We start from the raw sequence: 21,284 nt of genomic DNA, 5'->3' as shown, positions 1-21,284 counted from the left end.
AAGCAAACCATGTCGCAGAAGCGCGACGCACAGTCCGGTCGAGGTCATCGGCCGGCCGCCGACAAGCAAAAACCCACACGTCAGGCGTTGCCGCCTGAGCGGCTGCAGAAAGTATTGTCCAGGGCCGGCGTCGGCTCACGGCGTGAGGTTGAGGCGTGGATCGAGGAAGGCCGGATTACGGTCAACAAGGCGGTCGCGGTTCCGGGTCAGAAGGTGACCGTGGACGATCACATTTTCCTGGATGGCAAGCCGGTCAGCATCGAAGCGGCCCAGGCGCCGGTTCGTCGGGTGCTGATGTACAACAAGCCCGAAGGGGAAGTCACCACGCGGCATGACCCGGAAGGCCGGCCCACGGTGTTCGACCGTTTGCCGCGCCTCAAGGACCAGCGTTGGATTGCCATCGGCCGTCTCGACATCAACACCACCGGCCTGATGCTGTTCACCACCGATGGCGAACTGGCGAACCGGTTAATGCACCCGTCGTACCAGGTTGACCGTGAGTACGCGGTGCGGGTGTTCGGCGAGGTGGACGAGACCATGACCGAGCGGCTGTTGGAAGGGGTGCTGCTCGACGACGGTATGGCGAAATTCTCCGACATTTCCCATGCCGGCGGTACGGGGATCAACCACTGGTTCCACGTCACACTGTTTGAGGGCCGCAACCGCGAGGTTCGACGCCTCTGGGAGTCGCAGGGTGTCAAGGTCAGCCGGCTCAAACGCGTCCGCTTCGGCCCGGCCATGTTGCCGAGCCGCCTGAGCATGGGGCGCTGGGAGGAGATGGACCAGCGTGGGGTCGATGCATTGAGCCGCACGGTTGGACTGGAGCCGTTGGCACTACCCGCCAAAACGCCGGGCGAAGCCCGCAGCCAGCGTCGGCTACAGCGCAAGAAGCCCGCAAGTCGAGGCGCTGGTGGTCTCCGCAAGGGAGGCGTCTTTACGCGGGCTGAAGAAAAGGCGGAGAAGCGTCAGGACCACAAACCGAAGAGTCGCCGCAAGCCGTTGGCCGGAAAAGGGCGTAAGTCGTCCTGAGCTCTTGGGCGCCCGATCCATGGGCGATGTGGGGGCAGTCGTTGCGGCGACGGGCGTCGATAAAGGCGATGTCGGTATTCTGGGCCGGTTCCGCCTGACGGGTGCAGTCCCGACCGTCGGCCTTGGCCCGGTATAGGGCCTCGTCGGCGCGCTTGAACCAGGCGGCGGCGGACTCGCCCCGGGCCTGTATGCCAAAGCCGGCACTGGCCGTAACGCTTACCGGCCCGCTATCGCTGTCCAGCCTGATTTGGGTGATGGCGTTGCGGATCCGGTCGGCCACCAGGATGCATTCCCTGTCGCCAATGTGCGGCAGTATGATTCCGAATTCTTCCCCGCCAATCCGATAGACCGTATCCGTACTACGCGTGGCACCCTGGATCGCCAGGGCGGTGGCTCGCAGTATCCGGTCGCCCGTCATGTGACCGTAGCGGTCGTTGACGGACTTGAAGCGATCCAGGTCGCACAGGATCAGTCCACAGAGATCGCCATGGCGGTTGCCCAACGACACTTCCCGTTCCAGCGCGTCCTCGAACGCACGCTTGTTGGGGATCCCGGTGACCACATCGGTCAGCGAGGCGCGCCACATGGCGTCATAGCGGCAGGCGTTGCGGATCGAGTTGATCGCGGTACCCAGCATTTGCTCAATGACGGTCTGTTCCTGCTTGGCGAAGCGCAGTCGCCGATAGAGGGTTAGGACGCCAAAGTGCTCGCCACCCAGATTCAGTCCATACTCACAGCGATGGTTGCCGCCCTGGCCGATCTGGATGTCCACTGGCTGGTCTTCGACAGTGTGCTGATAGCTCAGTCGATCGAAGGGAACCACGGAGGCCAGTTCTTCGGCGAAGATGGCCATCAGTTCCTGGAGATCCAGCGTCGTGGTCATCCGGCGGCACAGACGTGTGAAAATGTCGTCATCGCGTTGCCACTGAAGGCTCAGCCGCTCCAGGTCGGCCAGCGCCTGGGCGCGTTCGGGGCCAGGACTTGTCAGGGATGTGGGGTTAGAGGGCATAACGGTACTCTCGCTCGCAATAATGTGTTTTAAGCAAGTATTGTGCCCGGTCTATAAACATGTTTTTAAACAAGGTTTTATTGTCTCCAGTGGGGTATCTTGCCGTAATGCCCATGCCAATAAGACAATTTATTGACGGAGTAGATCCGGAACAGGCGGAAGAGGATTGCCGGGGTGAGCGCTCAGAAAACGGAGTTTGTCACGTTTGTCGTTGATCAGTTGCAGGGGGTGGGGCCGGTCCGGGCCAGAAAGATGTTTGGCGGCCACGGTCTCTTCCTGGGGGATATCATGTTTGCCCTGATCACCGGGCAGACCCTATACCTGAAAGCGGACGCGCAGAGCGAACCGGCATTTGTGGCGCGCGGCCTGGAGCCGTTTACCTTCCGGCGTCAGGGCAAGCCGGTTGCCATGTCATACCGTCAGGCACCGGAGGAGGTGTTCGAGGATCCTGAACAGATGACGACCTGGGGGAACGAAGCCTACGCGGCGGCCCTGCGTGCCAGCCATTCAAAAAAACGATGAGCTCGGGAGCGCAGGGAATCCGGCTTAGAGCACTCGCTTCCGGATACCGGCGACCAATTGATTCATCAACTCGACGGCCTCCTGCTCATGGTGTTCCTGCCACTGCCAGCGGCTGCTGTTTTCGCTGCCTTCCCGCGCCCGTGCGTCCCGGTTGTCCAGGAACTGGCAGGCGGCCAGGTGGGCTTTTACCTCGGCATCCAGCAGCTGGTGCAGCAGATGATCGATGTCGGCGTCGATGAATGGGCGCAGCCGGTTGGTCTCGCGGCGCAGGTCCAGCGCCGCATGACGGGCGGCAAGGCGGGGGTCGCTGATCGGTTCGTGATGATCGATGGCGCGGAGGAAAGTGCCAATCCGATCGTGCAGTTCCCAGGCGAGAGGCCACAGGGTGTCGTAGGCGGCCCTTTCCGAGGCAGAGATGCCGGCCCTGGGCCTGACATCGACCGGGGCGGCATCGGTCCTGTCGCCATCCTCGCCGGCCTGCTGGGCATCCGTTTCGTGCCAGAGCGTGCTGATGCGCCGCTCGAGATGGTCGACTTCTTCCTGCTGCCGACGTACCTGTCGGAACAAAACAATGAACGCAGCCAGCGCAATAATGCAGACCAGCACGCCGGTGAGTACAAGAGCCGGCGCTCTGGAAATAAAGGCTAGGGCGTCTGGATTCATGAAGCGCTCTCCTGTCACCTCAGTCGCCGTCACAGTCTCTCACATTCTCAGGATAAGCCACCAGTATTCAATCTCCTGCGCTTCATCACAGGTGGTCCAGGTCATGGATGGCTGTCGCCGGCCTTCATATCCATGGCCTCCAGCCGTTTTTATGAGATTCAGGGAATAAAACCCGGTGTCATTCGTTAACGGGGTGAACACAGCAGAAAACCCGGAGGTTTAACGATGATGAAACGGACACTGACACTTGCGATCTGTTCTGTACTGGCCATCTCGGCCCAGGCGGCGGAGCCCCAGGGTTCCGGCAGTGCCGGCGGCAGCGTCGGGATGCACATGAACGTCCAGGGCAGTGCCAACGGAGGCGGCGCCAGCGGTGGATTCGACGGCGAGGCCGGGATGTCCGGTGGGCTGTCGGCCACTTCGCCCAACGGTGACCGGGTCGGGATGTCTGCTGATAGCGAGGCGGACGGCGGCGCGGAAGCCGACTCGGGTGCCGTAGAGGCACAGGGCCAGGCCATTGCCGACGAAGCGCAGTCCAGGGGCGAACGTGCCCGTGATGAAGCCCGGACCCGCGCTGCGAGCATCCGCGACAAGGCCCGCAACCAGGCGGACCAGGCCCGGCAGAAGGGCCGAGAGCTGGCTGATAAGGGCCGGGCTCAGGGGCAGCGTCTGGCGGACGAGGCAAAAAGCCGGGCCCAGGCTGCACAGGGTCAGGGTGCCGAACGCCTGGAACAGACGCAGGAGGCGCTCCAGTCTGAGCAGCAATCCGCTATTCGGGCCGAAATGAGCCAGGACGTTGATGCCACGGTCTCCAATAGTGTGCAATCCGAGATCAGCGACAGCGTGCAGTCCGAAGTCAGTGGCAGCGTCAGCGGCTCTGTGCGCGATACCGTCCAGGGCGGTACGTTATAAACACGCTGACCAATCGACCGGGCCCCTGGGGCCCGGTTGCTGTGATTGAGGAGTAACGTCATGCAACGATCAACCAGGTGGCTGACGCTGGCCTTCGTTACGGCGAGTGCGTCGGTCCCGGTACAGGCCGCCAGTTTTGACGGCTACGCGGAAACCGGCGCGGAGTATGACAGCAACCTGAACGTGGATGAGCTGGACCAGGCGTCCGGCGAAAGCGATCAGTCGCTGCTGTTGGGCGCCGGCGCCGAGGCCAGCGGTCACCCCGTGAAGCACCTGACGCTGACCGGAACCTACGACTTCACCTCCCGTAACTACACCACCTTCGACGCGTTCGACCAGACCATTCATCTGGCCTCGCTGGACCTGAACTACGACTTCGATGTGGTGACCGTCGGGGCGAGCCATCATTACTCCCACGCCACCCTGGATTCGGATCCCTTTCTCGACTACAACCGCTCCAGCGTCTATCTGGGCAAGCTGGTGGATGATGACGTCTACCTGATGCTCAGCCTGTTGCGCAAGAAAAAGGCGTTCGACGATAGCGACGCCCGCGATGCGCGCACCCGCGGCATCAGTCTGGACAGCTACTTCTTTTACAACCAGAACCGCACGCTGCTGCTCCTTGGGCTGGAGGGTGATCGCCAGGACGCCGCATCGGACGCCTACGATTACCGGATGCTGGCGGCGCGTGCACGTTTCAAGCACCGGTTCAGCGTGGCCGGCCATGACAATACGTTTCAGGTAGGCGTGCGTTACGAGGACCGGGATTACGACGACGCGATCTCGACGGTGGAGGAACCGCGTCTGCCCGTGGTGGGGACGTCCGTGACCACCACCGAGACCCGCAGCGACCGGATTCTCGTCGCGAATGTTCGCTGGGCGGTTGGGCTGACCGACTGGCTGACCACCGAGGCCAAGGTTGAGCGGACCGATCACCGGTCGTCGCTGGACTCGGCGGATTACGGTAAGACCGTCTCTTCGCTGACACTGCGGGCCGATTTCTGAGGGGCGCGTCGGTTCATAGAGCCCCGTATCCGAATACCGGGTCCCGCCCGGTTTTCCCCAGGTCGAGGGCCTGGGCAGCGAGGTGGTCGAGGATCTCTGGCAGGCTGGCCGATGAACCGGCCAACTGACACGCCAGCCGCGCGGTGACCACGGGCGTCGCCATGGAGGTGCCGCTCAGCGCGGTAAATCCGCCGCCGCTCTCCGCCACGGAAACGTCCACGCCCGCGGCGGCAAAATCCACCTGATCCCCCTGATTGGCCCACCGATAGATCCGGTGCGCCCGGTCCACCGCGGTCACTCCGATCACTCCCGGGTACGCCGCCGGATACAGCGGCGGTGCGGCGGGACCGCGATTGCCCACGGCCGCCACCAAAGGTACGCCGGCCGCATTGAGTCGGTCGACCACCGTGGCCAGCAACCGGTTGTCGGGGCCCGCCATGCTGATATTGATGACATCCACCTGTTGCGAGACCAGCCAGTTCAGGCCTTTTACCAGGTGCAGCAAGGTGGCGCCGGAGGCCAACTGCTCGCGGCTGAAGAACACCGATGCATTTAGCAGGGTGGCCCCGGCCAGAGGGATGCCGTCACGTTCCGGCAGTCGACCCACCAACAGGCTGGCCACTGCGGTGCCGTGGCCTCGGGGAGCCCGGAACCGGTCGGCCAGCGGGGTATTGCCCAGGAAGCGCTTCTGGATGATGTGGGCTTCCGCCAGGCTCGGGTGGTCGGCCTGGATTGCCGTATCCACCATGCCGACCGTCACCGGCGTGTCACATGAATGTGAGGTTGACGGCATGTTGTTGCCGCCTGTCGCGCTTTCTTCCCCCTGGGGGCTGTAGATGTGATTGCGGTCCAGGCGTTCCACCAGTGACGGCGGCAGTATCCGGCTCAAGGCCTCGCGGGAGTCGAGGGCTTTGTCCACCCGAAACCGCACCACCCTGAGGTCCAACTGTTCCAGCGGGGTCGTGTCGATGATGTGGATGCCGGGCTGTTTGAGTTGCTGCAGTTCGCCGGGAGCGAGCATCGCCAGCCATTGTCTTTCCACCGCTCGCCAGCCATGTTCGACGCGGACGTCGGCAAATGCTTCCGAACCGTCCGCTGACAGGATGGGCAGCCGGTCCGGCAGGTCAGTGGGAGACTGCGGGAGCCGGTCCTGTATGGCCTGCAGCGCCCGTTCGCTGCGGCGCTCGATGTGCTGTTCCACCTGGCGCTGGGCGCGGTCCTCCACCTGTTGCTGGATACGCTCCAGCGAAGGTTGGGCGAGGTTGCCGGTGTCCAGGGCCTGGCCGGGTGGAATAACCGCCAGATTGACCAGGGCGATGGCGATGCTGTACATGAGAAGGTTTGTTGCTTTCATACCGATAGAACGTCCCGGCCACCAAAAAATTCCACCCAGGGTGGAATAAACCGTTTCCTGATCCGTTAGTGGAGTATGACAGCGAGACATGGCGCAATGCACCATCAACTGACGCAACTGCTGCCCGGCCTGCGACGCTTCGCCTTTTCCCTGACCGGCTCCAGGCTGGAAGCGGATGACCTGTTGCAGGGTACCGTTGAACGGCTGCTTCGGCGAGGGCCACCGGAAGGGGTTGGGTTTGAGCCCTGGGCCTTTCGGGTGTGTCGCAACCTCTGGATCGACGAGTGCCGGGCCCATAGGGTTCGCCGGGACGCCGCCCGGCAGCCGGAGTTGAGCGAAGGCCAAGTGGTGGATGGCGAGCGCGCCCTGGCCAGCCAAGTGGAACTGGACCAGGTTGACGCCGCCATGGCGAAGCTGCCCGAAGGCCAGCGGGAAATCATTGCGATGGTCGCGGTGCAGGGGATGTCCTACCAGGCGGTGTCGGAGTCGCTGGAGATTCCCAGGGGCACGGTCATGAGTCGTCTGGCCCGGGCGCGCGCGGCCCTGAGTGCGATGCTGCATACTGAATCTGCGAGGACACAGGCATGACGATCACCGATGAAACCCTGTCCGCGTTTCTCGACGCCGAGCTGCCGGAGGCAGAGATGCAGGCCGTCCGGGAGCGTGTGCGGAACGATCCGGCACTGAGTGACCGCCTGGCGGCGCTGGCGGCTGTCGACAGTCAGCTTTCCCGACACTATTCCGCCATCGACGATGAGCCGATGCCGACCCCGGTGACGGATCTGCTGGCACAGGCGGACTCCGGGGCGGCCAACGTGGTTGCGTTCCCTGCATGGCGTCGATGGTCCCGAGGCATCCGCCGTAACGCCGGCATCGCCGTCGCCGCGGTGCTGGTCATGGCGCTGGGGGTTGCCCAGTGGTTTTCCGGAGCGCCCGACCGCCACTGGCAGACGGTGGCGCAGGCGCTGGAATCGGCCCCCAGCGGTACCGCCCTGGAGCTGGAGGATGGACGCACGCTCACACCACGGCTGACGTTCCGTAACCATCAGGGCGAATTCTGCCGCCAGTTCCAGCTGCAGGATACGGGACAGGCGTCGGAAAACATCGCCTGCCGTCGCGGCGGGGACTGGACGCTGGCGGTGGAAAAGCAAGTCGCCGCATCACCGGATGCCACGGGCTATCGTCCGGCCAGCGGCGGTTCGGTTCTGGATAGGGCGCTGGACCGGATGATGGACGGAGGTGCTTTCACCGCGGATCAGGAGCGCCGATTAATCAAGGACGGGTGGAGTGATGCCGGACATCACGGCCCTGATTAAGGCGCCGGCTAACATAGCCTGCTTTTCGTTGCCCCGTTGGCCACAGCCGGCGGAGAATCCTGCCCCTTTGCAGGTGGCGCCCGGTAGGCGCCTCCTGCAAAAACATCGGGTGGCGGGGTGTCGATCGGTTCAACCCTTTCCGCCGGTCGGTGACCGGCGTGGAACGTACTGCTCCAGTGCCCATAAGAACAGGCCGAACAGCACATGCGGCACGAAGGATGCCGGGATCAGCTTGGGACTGACCAGAAGGCCCGCCACCCCCCAGCCAATTAGTGGGAAGAATACGACCAGGATGACGATCCAGAGTCCACCGGCAAGCATCATGGCCGGCCAGAAGCCACGTTTGGGGAAGACCTGCACGAACACCACGGACCAGAAGGTCACGTAGGCCGTGTGAAATAACAGACCGACCGGCAACGGCAGGTCACGGCCGAGCACCGTTTCGGCGAAGGCCAGGGAGGGCGGTTTCGGAAAGGGGGAAACCCCCGTCTTTAGCAGCGTCACCATGATGATGGCGGTGAGAACGGACACACCGAGTCCGATACCGATGGCCCCCATCCAGGTTCGATGGTTGGGTTGCAGCTTGATCACCATGCCTATCTCCTCGGATTCAATGGGTGGAACCGGCACAGAGGTTCAATCGGCCGAGGGGCAGCCGCCACATTTCTCGGACGAGTCGGTGCAGCACGCACCGACCAGGTAACCCGTCAGGTTCAGCAGGGTGTCGAACTCGGCCGTGTAGAGGATGTATTGACCACTTCGACGCGAGGTTACCAGGCCAACTCGAGCCAGTTTTTGCAGGTGAAAGGTCAGGGCATTGGCGGCCATGCCCAGCGGTTCACCAAGCTTGCCTGCAGGCATTCCCGCCGGACCGGCCCGAACAAGCATACGGATGATGGCCAAGCGTGCGGGATGCGCCAAGGCAGCAAGCTTTTCTGTCGCCAGGTTGTCGTCATAATGTTCCATATTTCAATAATGCAAGATATGTTGAGATATTGAAACCTGGATGCCCCTGGGACTTAAACCAGGCTCCATGCGGGGCGGGCCACGCCAGCGACGTCGCTGTGGTGGAGGCGGCCCGCTATCGGGATGCGTTTGTTGGGGGCGGATTCAACTTGACCTTCCTCCGTCTTCGCCTTGCGAACCCCGGGTGTCGCGGGCACTGTGATGGGCTGACCAACTGAAATCACGCGACCGGATGAGGAGGAACCCCGATCATGAACAAGCCTGCGGGCGAGCTCGATCACGAGCTGCTGGAAGCCGAGAAGAAGATCCACGAACGCTATGAATGGCTCCACATCGCCAATGACTATGTCTCGGCCACACTGTTCCTGGTGGGCAGCATCCTGTTCCTGTGGGAGAAGTGGCAGACCGTGGCCACCTGGTTCTTCATCATCGGCAGCGTGTTCTTCCTGTTTGCACCGATCCTTCGCACGCTGAACAAGCGCTATGTGAAGAACCTGCGGAAAGGACCGATACATTGGTAGGGGCCGGCTTGGTGTAGAATGGACGCCGACTCAATTCAGTGGATCGCCCCGATACCGCAACCAACAGGCTCATTTCCCGCTATGTCTGATTTCAGCACGCTCAAGCTTCGCACCGATCTGCTCGGAAACCTGGATTCCCTGGGTTACCGGTCCATGACGCCCATCCAGGCGGCCAGCCTCCCCATCGTGCTGTCCGGGCAGGATCTGATTGCGCAGGCCAAAACCGGCTCCGGCAAGACCGCCGCCTTCGGACTGGGCGTGCTGCACAAGCTCGATGTCTCGCGTTTCCGCATCCAGGCCCTGGTCCTGTGCCCGACGCGGGAGCTGGCGGACCAGGTGGCCCAGGAGCTGCGCAAGCTGGCCCGCGCCATCCACAACATCAAGATCCTGAGCTTGTGCGGCGGCACACCCATTGGTCCGCAGATCGGCTCGCTGGAGCATGGTGCCCACATCATCGTGGGCACGCCGGGCCGTGTTGCGGACCATCTCCGCAAGCGCACGCTGTCGCTGGCGGACGTCGAAACGCTGGTACTCGACGAAGCGGACCGGATGCTGGACATGGGGTTCCAGGAGGTGCTGGACGACATCATTGCCGAAATGCCGGCTCAGCGTCAGACGCTCCTGTTCAGTGCCACCTATCCGGACGAGATCCAGGCGATCGCCGGTCGCGTGATGCGTGATCCGGAGAGGGTGGAAGTGGATACCTCCCAGAGCGACCAGGCCATCCGTCAGCGTTTCTACCCCGTGCGGGACGATGCCCAGCGACTGGAGGGACTGCGACTGCTGTTGATGAAGCACCGGCCGGACTCCGCCATCGTTTTCTGCAACACCAAACGGGAGACCGATGAGGTGGCCGACGCGCTGCGCAGCATGGGGTTCAGCGCGCTGGCCCTGCATGGCGATCTGGAGCAGAAGGCGCGGGACCTGATGCTGATCCGCTTTGCCAACAAGAGTGCGACGGTACTGGTGGCGACCGATGTGGCCGCAAGGGGGCTGGATATCGACAACCTGGATGCGGTGTTCAACTACCATGTGGCGCGGGATCTGGATGTCCACGTTCACCGGATCGGCCGCACCGGACGTGCCGGCAGTCACGGCCTGGCGTTCACGTTTTTCTCCGAAAAAGAACGCTATAAACTTGAGAAACTTTCTGAGAAAACCGGCCAACCCATTGAAGAGTCGAATCTTCCGTCCGGAAATCAGCGTCACCAGACGACTTACAAACCACCCATGGTGACGTTGCAGATCGATGGTGGCAAAAAACAGAAAGTGCGTCCCGGGGATATACTGGGCGCGTTGACGGGCGAATCCGGTGTGCCGGGCAAGGCCGTCGGCAAGATCAACGTGACCGATAACAATGCGTTTGTTGCAGTGGCGCGTGATCACGCAAAACAGGCACTTGAGAAGCTTTCTTCAGGTAAATTAAAAGGTCGCTCTTTCCGCGCCCGGCGCATCTGACGTGCCGCTGTGAGCGATTCAAAGGTCCGGTAGAGCTTATTTGTATAATCGCTGTGGCGGAGTGGGCGTGATAGAACTAAAGTGGTGGTTGTTGGTCTATTAGTGTCGTAATTGGGAAAGTGGTGTTGATTTTGGTGGGGTAACCTCGTTGAAGGCTTCTCCCCTTGCTGAGCGGAACAAGGGGGGATGAGACTGAACGCAATAAATTATAAGAAGAAGGCGATGAAGAGCCGTAACTGCTGTATTTCAAGCGCCTGTTTCACGTCTGTCTGTTTAAGCACCGTGATGGCACAGATGCGAAACATTGTTTGTCAGGGCTTTGAACTGAAGTCCTGTTCTAAGGCTGTAGAAGCTCCTGTCGGTTCAAATTATCCCCATATTCTTACATCTATCCTCCGCTTCAAGACCCGTAATGGCCGATCCCCAAGCCCTGATCAAGAGCGAGCTCGGGGCGGCTCCAGGTTACCTGTTCTTCCTTTCCTATCAGTCAACGTAAGCGGTAATGCAGCAAGCCGTTCGGCGTGCTCGTTGATGTTCCATCTGCTGTTTTTTATGCACAGACTCGGTGCGTCAATACTCGGCCCTTATCTCATAACCTACAGGAATTTAGTGCATTTTTTGAGAGAGGGAGCGATTTCTGCCAGAGTTGTGCGAGTTGGCATGGACGATGCCTTAATAACTGTAAAAAGGCTTGGGACCGAAGGACGATCATTGGCAATTGTCGATGGGGGTAACATGAAGATGCAGTTCGCAGTACCGGTTTATGAGTTGTGCTCAAGAGGTGATATGTCCCGGAGTTAGGAGGCCGAGAGTGTATCGGTCTTGAAACACTCGATAATGGTATTGCGCCCAAAACAATATAACAAAGAGGTAGCAATCTTATGGGTGGCAACCCTGATCAATTTGTGCGTTTCCTCAACGTACAGAAAAGTTATGACGGCGAGACGTTGGTGGTTAAGAACTTCAACGTCGATATAGCCGCTGGTGAATTCCTCACCATGTTGGGGCCATCCGGCTCCGGTAAAACCACCTGTCTCATGATGCTCGCCGGGTTTGAGGCGGCCACCCACGGCGACATCATTCTCGACGGCCAGTCGATCAATAATGTCGCCCCGCATAAGCGGGACATCGGCATGGTTTTCCAGAACTACGCCTTGTTTCCCCACATGACCGTGGCGGAAAACCTCGCCTTTCCCCTCAAGGTCCGCAAGATGTCCAAAAGCGAGATCGATCGCAAGGTCAAGCGTGCGCTGGAGATGGTGCAACTGGGTCACTTCGGCAGCCGCCGTCCGGCCCAGCTCTCCGGTGGGCAGCAGCAGCGCGTGGCGGTAGCGCGTGCGCTGGTCTTCGAGCCGAAACTGGTGTTGATGGATGAGCCTCTCGGTGCGCTGGACAAAAACCTGCGCGAAGAGATGCAGTACGAGATCAAGCACATACATGAAGACCTGGGCGTCACCATGGTGTATGTGACCCATGACCAATCCGAAGCGCTGACCATGTCCGATCGAATCGCGGTGTTCGAGGACGGGATCGTTCAGCAGCTGGCCACTCCCGACCAGCTCTATGAGAAACCGGAAAACGCGTTTGTCGCAGGGTTTATCGGCGAGAACAACCGTCTGCACGGGCAACTCAAGTCGGTTGAGGGCGACACCTGCAGCGTTGCGCTCGAAGGCAGTGACGGCATCGTCAAGGCATTGAAGGTCAATGTCGACGGTGTCGGTGGCCGCACCACCCTTTCTATCCGTCCCGAGCGTGTCGTGCTCGACCCCGATAGCGATCAATACCCCAACCGTTGCCAGGCCCGGGTCGAGGAACTGATTTACCTGGGCGACCACATCCGCGCGCGGATGACCGTCTCCGGCAACTCCAACTTTATTACCAAGGTACCCAATACCCAGCGCCATACCCCACTGAAGCGTGGAGAGGTCGTCAATATCGGCTGGGCGACGGAAGACTGTCGCGCACTGGATGCCTGATTCTCCCGATTTCTGGATCGCTCGCGGCGATTTGTCCGTTACGGGAAACCGTCGTAAAAGCAGAAAGAGCCGGATAACCCGGCAACAAAAAAAAGGAAAGACTGATGATGAAGCATTTGTTTAAAACATCCGCAATGACCTTTGCCATTCTGGGCACCGCATTGGGCGGTGTTGGTGTTGCACACGCTGAACAATCGCTGACGATCGTCTCTTGGGGCGGCGCGTACTCGAAGAGTCAGAAACTCGCTTACCACGATCCCTGGACCGAAAAGACCGGCGACAAGATCTACATGGACCCGAAGTCAGCACAGGGCCTGGCGGGGCTGCGCAGCCAGGTGGAAGCCGGCAAGGTGACCTGGGATCTGGTCGACATGCTTGAAGGGAATGCCATCACCGCTTGCGACGAAGGGCTCGTGGAGGAGATCGACTACGACGAGATCCTGGCACCGGCACCGGACGGTACGCCACCGAGTCAAGACTTCATCGAGGGCTCTCTCAGTGGCTGTTTCATTCCCCAGATCGTGTACTCCACGGTATTGGCGTACAACACCACCGCTTTCCCAGCCGATAAACAGCCGAGCAAAGTGGCCGACCTGTTCGACCTGAAGAACTTCCCCGGCAAGCGTTCGCTGGAGAAGATTCCTGACGGCAACCTGGAGTGGGCATTGGTCGCTGATGGCGTAGCGCCGGACAAAGTCTACGACGTGTTGAGCACCCAGGCGGGCGTGGACCGGGCATTCAAGAAGCTCGATACCATCAAGGACGATATCGTCTGGTGGGATGCCGGCGCCCAGCCGCCGCAGCTGTTGGCTGACAAGGAAGTGGTCATGGCTTCCGCCTATAACGGTCGTATCTTCAACGCCCAGGTGAATGAGGATCAGCCGTTCAAGATCATGTGGGACGGCCAGATGTTCGAGCTGGACGGTTGGGTCGTGCCCCAGGGCAAGCTGACACCTGAGCTGAAGAAGTACCTGCGCTTCGCGACGGATACCCAGCGTCTGGCAGACCAGGCCAAGTACATCTCCTATGGTCCTGCCCGTAAGTCCTCCGTGCCGCTGATCGGCAAGGGGGTTAATGGCGTCGACATGAAGGAGCATCTGCCGACGGCCAAAGCCAACTTCTTCAATCCGATCAAGAAGGATGCGATCTGGTGGGCGGATCACGGTGACGAAATGCGTCAGCGCTTTAACGCCTGGCTGTCGCAGTAAGCGTCAAACCAGGGGCGGCAACCACCGCCCCTGGTTCTCCCGGCCAAGACGCGTTCTTTACCTTCCGTTCCAATAGGTACCTATAACAATGACTCAAGCACAGACCGCAAGCGGAACCCCAAACGGCATGGATTCAGGGCAGGGAGGGGGAACACACTCAGGCATGACCACTGCCGATGGGAAGCCGCTCAAGGTCAGCCTTCGACGAGCACTGCGACGACAACGGATATGGGCCTTCCTTCTGGTCGCGCCACTGTTGTTGTTCATTCTCGTGACCTTTATCGTCCCCGTGTTCAATATGGCTTTGCGTGGTATCGAGAACCCGCAGGTTCATGACATCATGCCGCAGACCACTTCCGCGCTGAAGGCGTGGGATGGCGAGGGGCTGCCGGCCGAGCCGGTTTACGCGGCGCTGGTCGCGGATCTCCAGGCCGGTTACAAGAGCAAGGAGATCGGTAAGGTTGCCACTCGACTGAACTACGAAAAAGTGGGTATGCGCAGCGTCATCATGAGTTCGGCGCGCCATGCCAAACGAATGAAGGACGGCCCGTACAAAGAGGCGATGATCCACGTCAACAGGGCCTGGGGGGATCCCGCAACCTGGCGTCTGATCAAGCGTGAGTCGGCGCCCTATACCTTCTCCTACCTGCTGGCCGCGCTGGACGCGCATTACGATGACAATGGTGACATCGCGATGCTGCCGCAGGACCGTCGTATCTACGTGCCGCTGTTTATCCGTACGCTGCTGATGAGCGCCACGGTCACGCTGTTCTGCATCCTGCTCGGCTACCCGGTTGCCTATCTGCTGGCGAATCTTCCTCTGAAAATCAGTAACTTACTGATGATCATGGTGTTGCTGCCGTTCTGGACCTCGTTACTGGTGCGTACCACCACCTGGATTGTGCTGCTGCAGTCGCAGGGGGTGCTCAACGACCTGATGGTCTGGCTCCATGTTATCGACGATCAGGGGCGCATACAGATGATCTTTAACAAGACCGGCACGCTGGTGGCGATGACGCACATCCTGCTGCCGTTCATGATCCTGCCGCTTTACAGCGTCATGAAAACGGTGCCGCCGAGCTACCTGCGCGCCGCCCGGTCACTGGGCGCCAATCCCCTGGTTGCGTTCTGGCGGGTCTACGTGCCGCAGACCGTCAGTGGCATCGGGGCGGGCAGCCTGCTGGTCTTCATCCTGTCGATCGGCTACTACATCACCCCGGCGTTGGTCGGCGGTCAGTCCGGCCAGATGATCAGTAACATGATTGCCTACCATATGCAGGAGTCCCTGAACTGGGGTCTTGCGGGTGCGCTCGGCCTGTTGCTGCTGGTGATCGTGCTGGTCCTGTACTCGGTCTACAACAAGTTTATCGGCATCGACAAAATAAAAATGGGGTGATCCATGGCTGCACTGCCTCCTTATACGAGTACACTCGAACGCGTCTGGCACTATACGTATCTGGCGATCTGTGGCCTGATCTTTCTGTTCCTGATTGGTCCGATATTGGTCATCATACCGCTCTCGTTCAATGCGGAGCCGTATTTTACCTTTACCCATGCGATGCTCACGTTTGATCCGGCCGGGTATTCGCTACGCTGGTATCACAACATCCTGTCGCACCCGGCCTGGATCCAGTCGATCAAGAACAGCTTTATCATCGGCCCTGCGGCCACGGTGTTGGCCACGGTGCTCGGTACCCTGGCGGCCCTGGGGCTTTCGCGTCCGCAGATGCCGTTTCGCGGGGTGATCATGAGCATCCTGATCTCGCCGATGATCGTGCCCCTGATCATCTCGGCGGCGGGGATGTTCTTCTTTTACTCCAGTGTCGATCTGACGCAGACCTATATGGGGGTCATCCTGGCCCATACGGCCCTGGGGATCCCGTTTGTGGTGATCACGGTGACCGCGACGCTGTCCGGATTCGATCACTCGTTGACGCGCGCCTCGGCAAGCCTGGGAGCCTCCCCCTCCCACACCTTTTTCAAGGTGATTCTGCCGCTGGTGACGCCGGGCGTGATTTCCGGAGCGTTGTTCGCGTTCATCACCTCGTTTGACGAAGTCGTTGTGGTGATTTTCCTGTCCGGCGTCAAGCAGCGCACCTTGCCATTGGAGATGTGGGCGGGTATTCGTGAGCAGATCAGTCCCACCATCCTTGCCGTGGCGACTATCCTGGTTGCCATGTCGGTGCTGTTGCTGACGGTCCTGGAGTTGCTGCGCCGTCGCAATGAGCGCCTGCGCGGCATCCGCGCCTAGCCTGGCCCCTGGTCGGCGGGCAGGGCATCCGGCCTGGCCCGCCGACGGAGGGTTCCGGAACCATTCGACGACGGAGTTTCTCTACATTGAATCCTGCCCGTCCAATGCTGAGTTGAGATAGAGGCGCCGATGCGATGAAGCTGAATATAACGATCAAGCAGTCCCTGTTCGCAGGGTTGATTATCAACATCCTGTCTCTTGCTCTCCTCGGGGCGATCGCGTTGCTGGCGATCAAAACACTCAATGGCAACCAGAAGGAATTGAGCCTGAGCGCCTCGTTCGAGGCGCAGGGGCGCAATATCAGCCAGGCCGTTGGCCAGATGCTGGCGCACAACAGTCGGATTTTGACGGCCGGATCGGTCGCACAGTTGGACAAGATTGGACAAACCACGGATGTGCCCCTGTTCGACCAGGCGATGCAGGCGGACAAGCGCATCATGGCCCAACTGGATATAAGTCCTGATAAGAGCAAGGCGCTCGGCAAGGATCTCGATGAACTGTCTGCCCGCTTCAATACCTTCAGAGACCAGGAAAAGGCGTTGTTCGGTCAGTCGCGGAAGATCCTGCAACTTGACGCGAAGATGCCCGTTCTGATCGATAAGATCGACCAGCAGACCGATAAGGGGGTTAACCAGGTAGAGGCGTTGACGACCAAGCTGGGGTTTGCCGTAACGCGCCATGGTCGGCAGTTCATGCGTAACATTCGTTCCCTGAGCGGGCTGGATGCGCAGGCACTGGATGATCTGAGGTCGGGGTTTCAGGAGATTGCATACGGAAACGAGCCCAAGGCACTGAAGCTTAGCGAGCGTGTGCGCCTGGATATGGTCAAGCTTACGGCCCTGTCGCGGCGGGTCATGCTGGTGAATGATGCCGAGGCGCTTGCTGCATTGCGCAAGGACCACTTCGCGGCGTTAAGCACATCCCTCTCCGATAACCTGGATCGCCTCGGTGTGCTGTTGCATGACGACAGCGAACTCAGCCAGCAGACTGAGGCGCTGAAGCAGCAGTACAAAAGCATCATCGCAACGATAAGCGGCAGCGATCAGGCGCTGTTCGAAGTCAAGCAGCAGCAATTGCAGGAGCGCGCGACGCTCACCACGATCCAGAACCAGCTCACCAGTTCGATGAACGCGGTGATGCAGCAGCTCGAAAGCATGTCCACGAAAGCGGCGGCGATCCGCCAGGCGGTCGACGCTTCCTCGGCCGAGGTGGCTTCGGGCGCCAACCGGAAGATGCTGGTCGGTGGTGCCATCATTGCTGCCCTGATGCTGGCGGTGGGTCTTCTGCTGACGGTGCGCATCGTCAATCCGTTGAATTTCATCGCCCAGCGCATGGATGAGATCGCCAATGGCGATGGCGATCTCACGGCCAGGATCCGCATGGCGCGGACCGATGAGATCGGCACGCTCGCCAGTCGCTTCAACGCGTTTGTGGAGTTGATCCAGCAGTTGGTTCTCCGGACCTCGACGGCGAGCCAACAAGTCTCGAGTGCTACCGGGCAGACCGCCGTCAAAACCGAGTCGATGACTCAGGGCATGGAGCGGCAGAAAGGCGAGATCGATATGGTGGTGTCCGCTGTGCATGAGATGGCCATGAGCCTGGAGGAGGTGGCGCGCAACGTCTCTGCCACCTCCGACTCGGCGAGCCGGGTGGATGAGATCGCGCAGCACGGGCAGCATGAGGTCGATAGCGTGATTGCGAAGATCCGCGAAGTGGCCGAGCATGTTGAGCAGGGCACGCGGGTTGTCGAGCGCCTGGATGAAGACAGCCAGGCCATCGGGGCCGTATTGGAGGTGATCGGTAAGATCTCTGAGCAGACCAATATGCTGGCGCTGAATGCCGCGATCGAGGCCGCTCGGGCCGGGGAATCCGGTCGCGGGTTTGCCGTTGTGGCCGATGAGGTACGCGATTTGGCACGCCAGACGCACGAATCCACTGCCAGTATCCACAGTATTATTGAAAAGCTGCAGACCAATGCCACGGCAGCAACCGATGCCATCCGGCAGGGGTCTCGTGTTTCGCAGGCCGCGGTAGAGCAGGCCGATACGGCAGGCAGGGCGTTGGTCGAGGTCACGGAAGCCGCGGCGGACATCCGCGCGATGGCCACACAGGTGGCGGTAAATACCGAAGAGCAGTCGTCGGTCGCCAACGAGATCAACCGTCATATGGACAGTATCAGCCAGGTCTCTGACCAGGCGTCTGCGGAGGTCAATGAAGTGCGTCAAGAGATTGCGCGTCTGCAGTCACAAGCAAACGAACTGGATTCAGTCGTCGGGCGGTTCAAGATATAGGTCAATGCCGGGAAGTCGGGTGCCGGAGATCCGACTCACGGGAAAGGAAAAAGGGCGGATCGTGAAGAAGAACCAGCTCTGTTCCGGGGAGGAACTGGATAGCGATATCGGCCGGTTCGATGCGCCGTTTTGACTCGATTTCCTTGCCGATGGCATCGGTGCCCACATCATCCCCGGCACTCCGCTGTCGCGGTGACTCGTTATCATTAAAAAACAGGTGATTGAGAAGCATTCTTCCGGTAAATTGAAAGATCGTTCCGTTCGTGCCCGGCGCACCTGACGACCTACCGATGGCAGGCAAGGATAAGCCATGCGCAAAGAAATCGAAGCGATCTATGCCCGGGACTCCCGCAAGGTCCTGGCGACGTTGATTCGACTGTTGGGCGACTTCGAGCAGGCCGAGGAAGCGCTGCACGATGCTTTCACCTGCGCGCTGGCCCAATGGCCGGAAGAGGGTATCCCGGGCAATCCCAGTGCCTGGCTGGTCTCCACCGGTCGCTTCCGTGCCATCGACCAGATTCGCCGCCGGGTGAAGTTCGAGGATATTACCCGGCAGCTTGACCAGCCTACCTCGACACCTCATGCCGTGGCAGACAGCGACGACGAGATGCTGGAAGACGACCAGCTTCGACTCATCTTTACCTGTTGCCATCCGGGACTGGCCCCCGAAGCCCAGGTCGCCATGACGCTGCGGGAAATCTGCGGGCTGACCACCGAGGAGATTGCCCGGGCGTTCCTGACCACACCGGCCACGCTGGCCCAGCGGATCGTGCGGGCGAAGAACAAGATCCGTGACGCCGGTATCCCCTATGAAGTGCCGGGGCCGTCACAGATGGCGAGCCGTCTGGATGAAGTGCTCCGCGTGGTCTACCTGGTCTTCAACGAGGGCTATTCAGCGAGCAGCGGCGAACAGGTCAGTCGTTACCAGTTGGCCGATGAGGCCATTCGCCTGGGGCGCCTGCTGCTGAGCCTGCTCCCGGCGCCGGAGGTGAAAGGGCTGCTGGCGCTGATGCTGCTGCAGGATGCCCGCCGGTCGGCCCGGCAGACCCCGGAGGGCGATCTGGTTCCTCTCGATCAGCAGGACCGGAGTCTTTGGAACCGCTCGTACATTGAAGAGGGCGCCGTCCTGGTGACTGAGGCGCTGCAGGCCCGACACTTCGGGCCCTATACGTTGCAGGCGGCCATTGCTGCGGTCCATGACGAAGCGCACACGGCAGAGGCCACCGACTGGGTCCAGATCGTCGGGCTCTACGATGTGCTGATGCAACAGTCGGCCACCCCGGTGGTGGCGCTGAACCGGGCGGTGGCCGTGGCCATGCGCGATGGTCCGGAGGCGGGGTTGTTCCTGATCGACGAGCTGCTTGGCGGCAGGGAACTGGACGCCTACCACCTGGCACATGCCGCGCGGGCCGACCTGCTGCGACGCCTGGGAAAGACCGAGCAGGCGCTGTCCGCCTATCGGCGGGCGCTGTCACTGGCCGGGCAGGCGCCGGAGCGGCGTTTCCTGCAGCACCGGATTGACGAACTTTCAGCGTGACCCGCCTGGGCCTGTCGATTCCTGGCCACGCCATTCGACAAGACAGCGAGCAGAGATAACGTCAGGGAGAAGCCTCATGAAATACCTCGCTTTGGTGTACTACGACGAGAACATCATCAAACAGATGACGGGCGACGAGTGGACGTCCCTCAACCGTGAATGCCTGGCCTGTGTGGACGGGCTTCAGCAGCGCGGGCACTACCTTGATGGCAGCGCCCTGCAGCCCGTCGATACCGCCACTACGGTCCGGGTCCGGGATGGGCGGACGACCACCACCGACGGTCCCTTTGCCGAGACCAAGGAGCAACTGGCGGGTTTCTATATGCTGGAAGCGAGGGATCTGAACGAAGCCATTCGTCTGGCCGAGAAAATTCCGCCGGCGCGACTGGGCAGCATCGAAATCCGGCCGCTGCGGGACATTACGCCATTTGGCGAAGAAGCGCCCCGGGACGACCGTCCCTGGTCCGATCGCAGGATGTAACGCCACGAACTGCAAAAGCGATGGCTGGGCTCGCACGGGCGTTGTGTTACACTCCGGCGTTATTTGCGAGTCGTGAAGTCAGCCATGCGGTTTCAAGCGCCAGAAAGCCTTTCGGAGCAGATTGCCCAGCATCTCGGGCAGCAGATTATTGTTGGCCAGTTGCGTCCCGGCGACCGGATCCAGGAACTGCGGATAGCCGGTGAACTGGACGTCAGTCGGGGATCCGTCCGGGAAGCGCTGTTGATCCTGGAGCGGCGTCACCTGATCGAGATCTTCCCGCGCAAGGGAGCGGTGGTCTCCCAGTTGACCCCGGGATTGGTCAACAGCCTCTACGACATTTATATCGAGCTGCTGGGCATGCTGGCGCGGCGGCTGATCGAGACGACGGAAGGGGCGGACCTTGTGCCGCTGGTGGAGCAGGTTCGCAAGCTGGATGCGATGATCGAGTCTGGTGAACCCACCCGTGAGAGCATCATCGACAATGGTTTTGAAATCATGCGGCGCGCCTACCGCGTGGTCGATAATCCGTTCCTGGAAGAGACGCTGGAGAATTTCAGACCGGCCATCAGCCGGACCTACTACCTGGCGATGGATCATTTCCGGGGCGAGGTGGCTGAAACCCGCTGCTTCTTCCGGTCACTGGCCGCGGCCGCCGCCGAACGCGACAGTGAGGCGCTGGTTCGCAGTATCCAGCAGTTTGGCGAGCATCAGCGTGCACTGGTGCTAAAGACCCTCGACTTCGACCACGACGCTGCCCGTCAGGGCTGAGCAGCAGGCAATGACAG

Annotated in this window: 22 protein-coding genes; 17 read left to right on the top strand and 5 right to left on the bottom strand. The window is 60.7% G+C overall.

The genetic code is table 11. From position 1 onward, the window contains the following. Positions 1-9: 9 nt before the first annotated feature. Positions 10-1,029, top strand: coding sequence for a 23S rRNA pseudouridine(2605) synthase RluB (rluB, locus tag EZI54_RS01595; RefSeq protein ID WP_131478369.1), 1,020 nt, complete (start codon positions 10-12; stop codon positions 1,027-1,029). Here rluB and EZI54_RS01590 read toward each other — a convergent pair. Then, positions 935-2,038: a GGDEF domain-containing protein gene (locus EZI54_RS01590; RefSeq protein WP_131478367.1), complete on the bottom strand. Its 1,104-nt coding sequence runs from the start codon at positions 2,036-2,038 to the stop codon at positions 935-937. The two genes, rluB and EZI54_RS01590, sit on opposite strands and share 95 nt — an antisense overlap. 174 nt (positions 2,039-2,212) lie before the next feature. On the opposite strand from EZI54_RS01590, the gene EZI54_RS01585 reads away from it, so the two are divergent. Beyond that, positions 2,213-2,560 (top strand): TfoX/Sxy family protein, encoded by a 348-nt coding sequence (locus EZI54_RS01585; RefSeq protein ID WP_207389117.1) that lies wholly within the window; start codon positions 2,213-2,215, stop codon positions 2,558-2,560. A gap of 24 nt (positions 2,561-2,584) precedes the next feature. On the opposite strand, the gene EZI54_RS01580 is transcribed toward EZI54_RS01585, so the two are convergent. Beyond that, complete coding sequence (locus EZI54_RS01580; RefSeq protein WP_131478365.1) at positions 2,585-3,223, bottom strand: hypothetical protein; 639 nt, start codon at positions 3,221-3,223, stop codon at positions 2,585-2,587. A gap of 225 nt (positions 3,224-3,448) precedes the next feature. Between EZI54_RS01580 and EZI54_RS01575 the strand changes: the two genes are divergently transcribed. Both EZI54_RS01575 and EZI54_RS01570 read left to right on the top strand, forming a co-directional pair. After that, the gene (locus tag EZI54_RS01575) at positions 3,449-4,135 is read left to right on the top strand and encodes a hypothetical protein (RefSeq protein WP_131478363.1); all 687 of its coding nucleotides are present in this window, start codon (positions 3,449-3,451) and stop codon (positions 4,133-4,135) included. A gap of 60 nt (positions 4,136-4,195) precedes the next feature. Next, on the top strand, positions 4,196-5,140 hold the full coding sequence (locus EZI54_RS01570; protein ID WP_131478361.1) for a surface lipoprotein assembly modifier: 945 nt from the start codon (positions 4,196-4,198) through the stop codon (positions 5,138-5,140). Between the two features lie 13 nt (positions 5,141-5,153). Here EZI54_RS01570 and EZI54_RS01565 read toward each other — a convergent pair whose 3' ends face one another. Further along, positions 5,154-6,494: a S8 family serine peptidase gene (locus EZI54_RS01565; RefSeq protein ID WP_165495648.1), complete on the bottom strand. Its 1,341-nt coding sequence runs from the start codon at positions 6,492-6,494 to the stop codon at positions 5,154-5,156. A gap of 96 nt (positions 6,495-6,590) precedes the next feature. On the opposite strand from EZI54_RS01565, the gene EZI54_RS01560 reads away from it, so the two are divergent. Together EZI54_RS01560 and EZI54_RS01555 are read left to right on the top strand one after the other, a co-directional pair. Further along, positions 6,591-7,082, top strand: coding sequence for an RNA polymerase sigma factor (locus tag EZI54_RS01560; protein ID WP_131478357.1), 492 nt, complete (start codon positions 6,591-6,593; stop codon positions 7,080-7,082). After that, positions 7,079-7,810, top strand: a complete 732-nt coding sequence (locus EZI54_RS01555; RefSeq protein ID WP_131478355.1) for an anti-sigma factor family protein — start codon at positions 7,079-7,081, stop codon at positions 7,808-7,810. Before EZI54_RS01560 ends, EZI54_RS01555 begins: the two co-directional genes overlap by 4 nt. Before the next feature lie 129 nt (positions 7,811-7,939). On the opposite strand, the gene EZI54_RS01550 is transcribed toward EZI54_RS01555, so the two are convergent. Continuing rightward, positions 7,940-8,404: a hypothetical protein gene (locus EZI54_RS01550; RefSeq protein ID WP_131478353.1), complete on the bottom strand. Its 465-nt coding sequence runs from the start codon at positions 8,402-8,404 to the stop codon at positions 7,940-7,942. 42 nt (positions 8,405-8,446) lie between these two features. Then, on the bottom strand, positions 8,447-8,776 hold the full coding sequence (locus EZI54_RS01545) for an ArsR/SmtB family transcription factor (protein ID WP_131478351.1): 330 nt from the start codon (positions 8,774-8,776) through the stop codon (positions 8,447-8,449). Positions 8,777-9,027: 251 nt separating this feature from the next. Here EZI54_RS01545 and EZI54_RS01540 point away from each other — a divergent pair, with 251 nt between their 5' ends. From EZI54_RS01540 to EZI54_RS01495, 11 genes are all read left to right on the top strand, one after another. Then, positions 9,028-9,297 (top strand): YrhK family protein, encoded by a 270-nt coding sequence (locus EZI54_RS01540; protein ID WP_131478349.1) that lies wholly within the window; start codon positions 9,028-9,030, stop codon positions 9,295-9,297. Positions 9,298-9,378: 81 nt separating this feature from the next. Next, a complete protein-coding gene (dbpA, locus tag EZI54_RS01535) occupies positions 9,379-10,755 on the top strand; it encodes an ATP-dependent RNA helicase DbpA (protein WP_131478347.1) in 1,377 nt (458 codons plus the stop codon). Between the two features lie 881 nt (positions 10,756-11,636). Continuing rightward, entirely contained in the window at positions 11,637-12,731 is a 1,095-nt protein-coding gene (locus EZI54_RS01530) for an ABC transporter ATP-binding protein (protein WP_131478345.1), read from the top strand. Between the two features lie 104 nt (positions 12,732-12,835). After that, positions 12,836-13,939 (top strand): ABC transporter substrate-binding protein, encoded by a 1,104-nt coding sequence (locus tag EZI54_RS01525; RefSeq protein WP_207389116.1) that lies wholly within the window; start codon positions 12,836-12,838, stop codon positions 13,937-13,939. 163 nt (positions 13,940-14,102) lie between these two features. Next, complete coding sequence (locus EZI54_RS01520) at positions 14,103-15,335, top strand: ABC transporter permease (protein WP_131478343.1); 1,233 nt, start codon at positions 14,103-14,105, stop codon at positions 15,333-15,335. Between the two features lie 3 nt (positions 15,336-15,338). After that, the gene (locus EZI54_RS01515; protein WP_131478341.1) at positions 15,339-16,190 is read left to right on the top strand and encodes an ABC transporter permease; all 852 of its coding nucleotides are present in this window, start codon (positions 15,339-15,341) and stop codon (positions 16,188-16,190) included. Positions 16,191-16,324: 134 nt separating this feature from the next. Beyond that, the gene (locus EZI54_RS01510) at positions 16,325-18,481 is read left to right on the top strand and encodes a methyl-accepting chemotaxis protein (protein ID WP_131478339.1); all 2,157 of its coding nucleotides are present in this window, start codon (positions 16,325-16,327) and stop codon (positions 18,479-18,481) included. Positions 18,482-18,485: 4 nt separating this feature from the next. Beyond that, entirely contained in the window at positions 18,486-18,614 is a 129-nt protein-coding gene (locus tag EZI54_RS25245; RefSeq protein ID WP_278248693.1) for a hypothetical protein, read from the top strand. Positions 18,615-18,791: 177 nt separating this feature from the next. Further along, positions 18,792-20,018, top strand: a complete 1,227-nt coding sequence (locus tag EZI54_RS01505) for an RNA polymerase sigma factor (RefSeq protein ID WP_131478337.1) — start codon at positions 18,792-18,794, stop codon at positions 20,016-20,018. 76 nt (positions 20,019-20,094) lie between these two features. Then, positions 20,095-20,499, top strand: coding sequence for a YciI family protein (locus EZI54_RS01500; RefSeq protein ID WP_131478335.1), 405 nt, complete (start codon positions 20,095-20,097; stop codon positions 20,497-20,499). A gap of 84 nt (positions 20,500-20,583) precedes the next feature. After that, a complete protein-coding gene (locus EZI54_RS01495) occupies positions 20,584-21,267 on the top strand; it encodes a GntR family transcriptional regulator (protein WP_131478333.1) in 684 nt (227 codons plus the stop codon). Positions 21,268-21,284 lie beyond the last annotated feature (17 nt).

It is taken from the genome of Marinobacter halodurans (assembly GCF_004327985.1).
Taxonomy (GTDB): Bacteria; Pseudomonadota; Gammaproteobacteria; order Pseudomonadales; family Oleiphilaceae; genus Marinobacter_A; species Marinobacter_A halodurans.
Note: the sequence above shows the minus strand (reverse complement) of the source record. Positions and strands in the feature narration are given on the sequence as shown.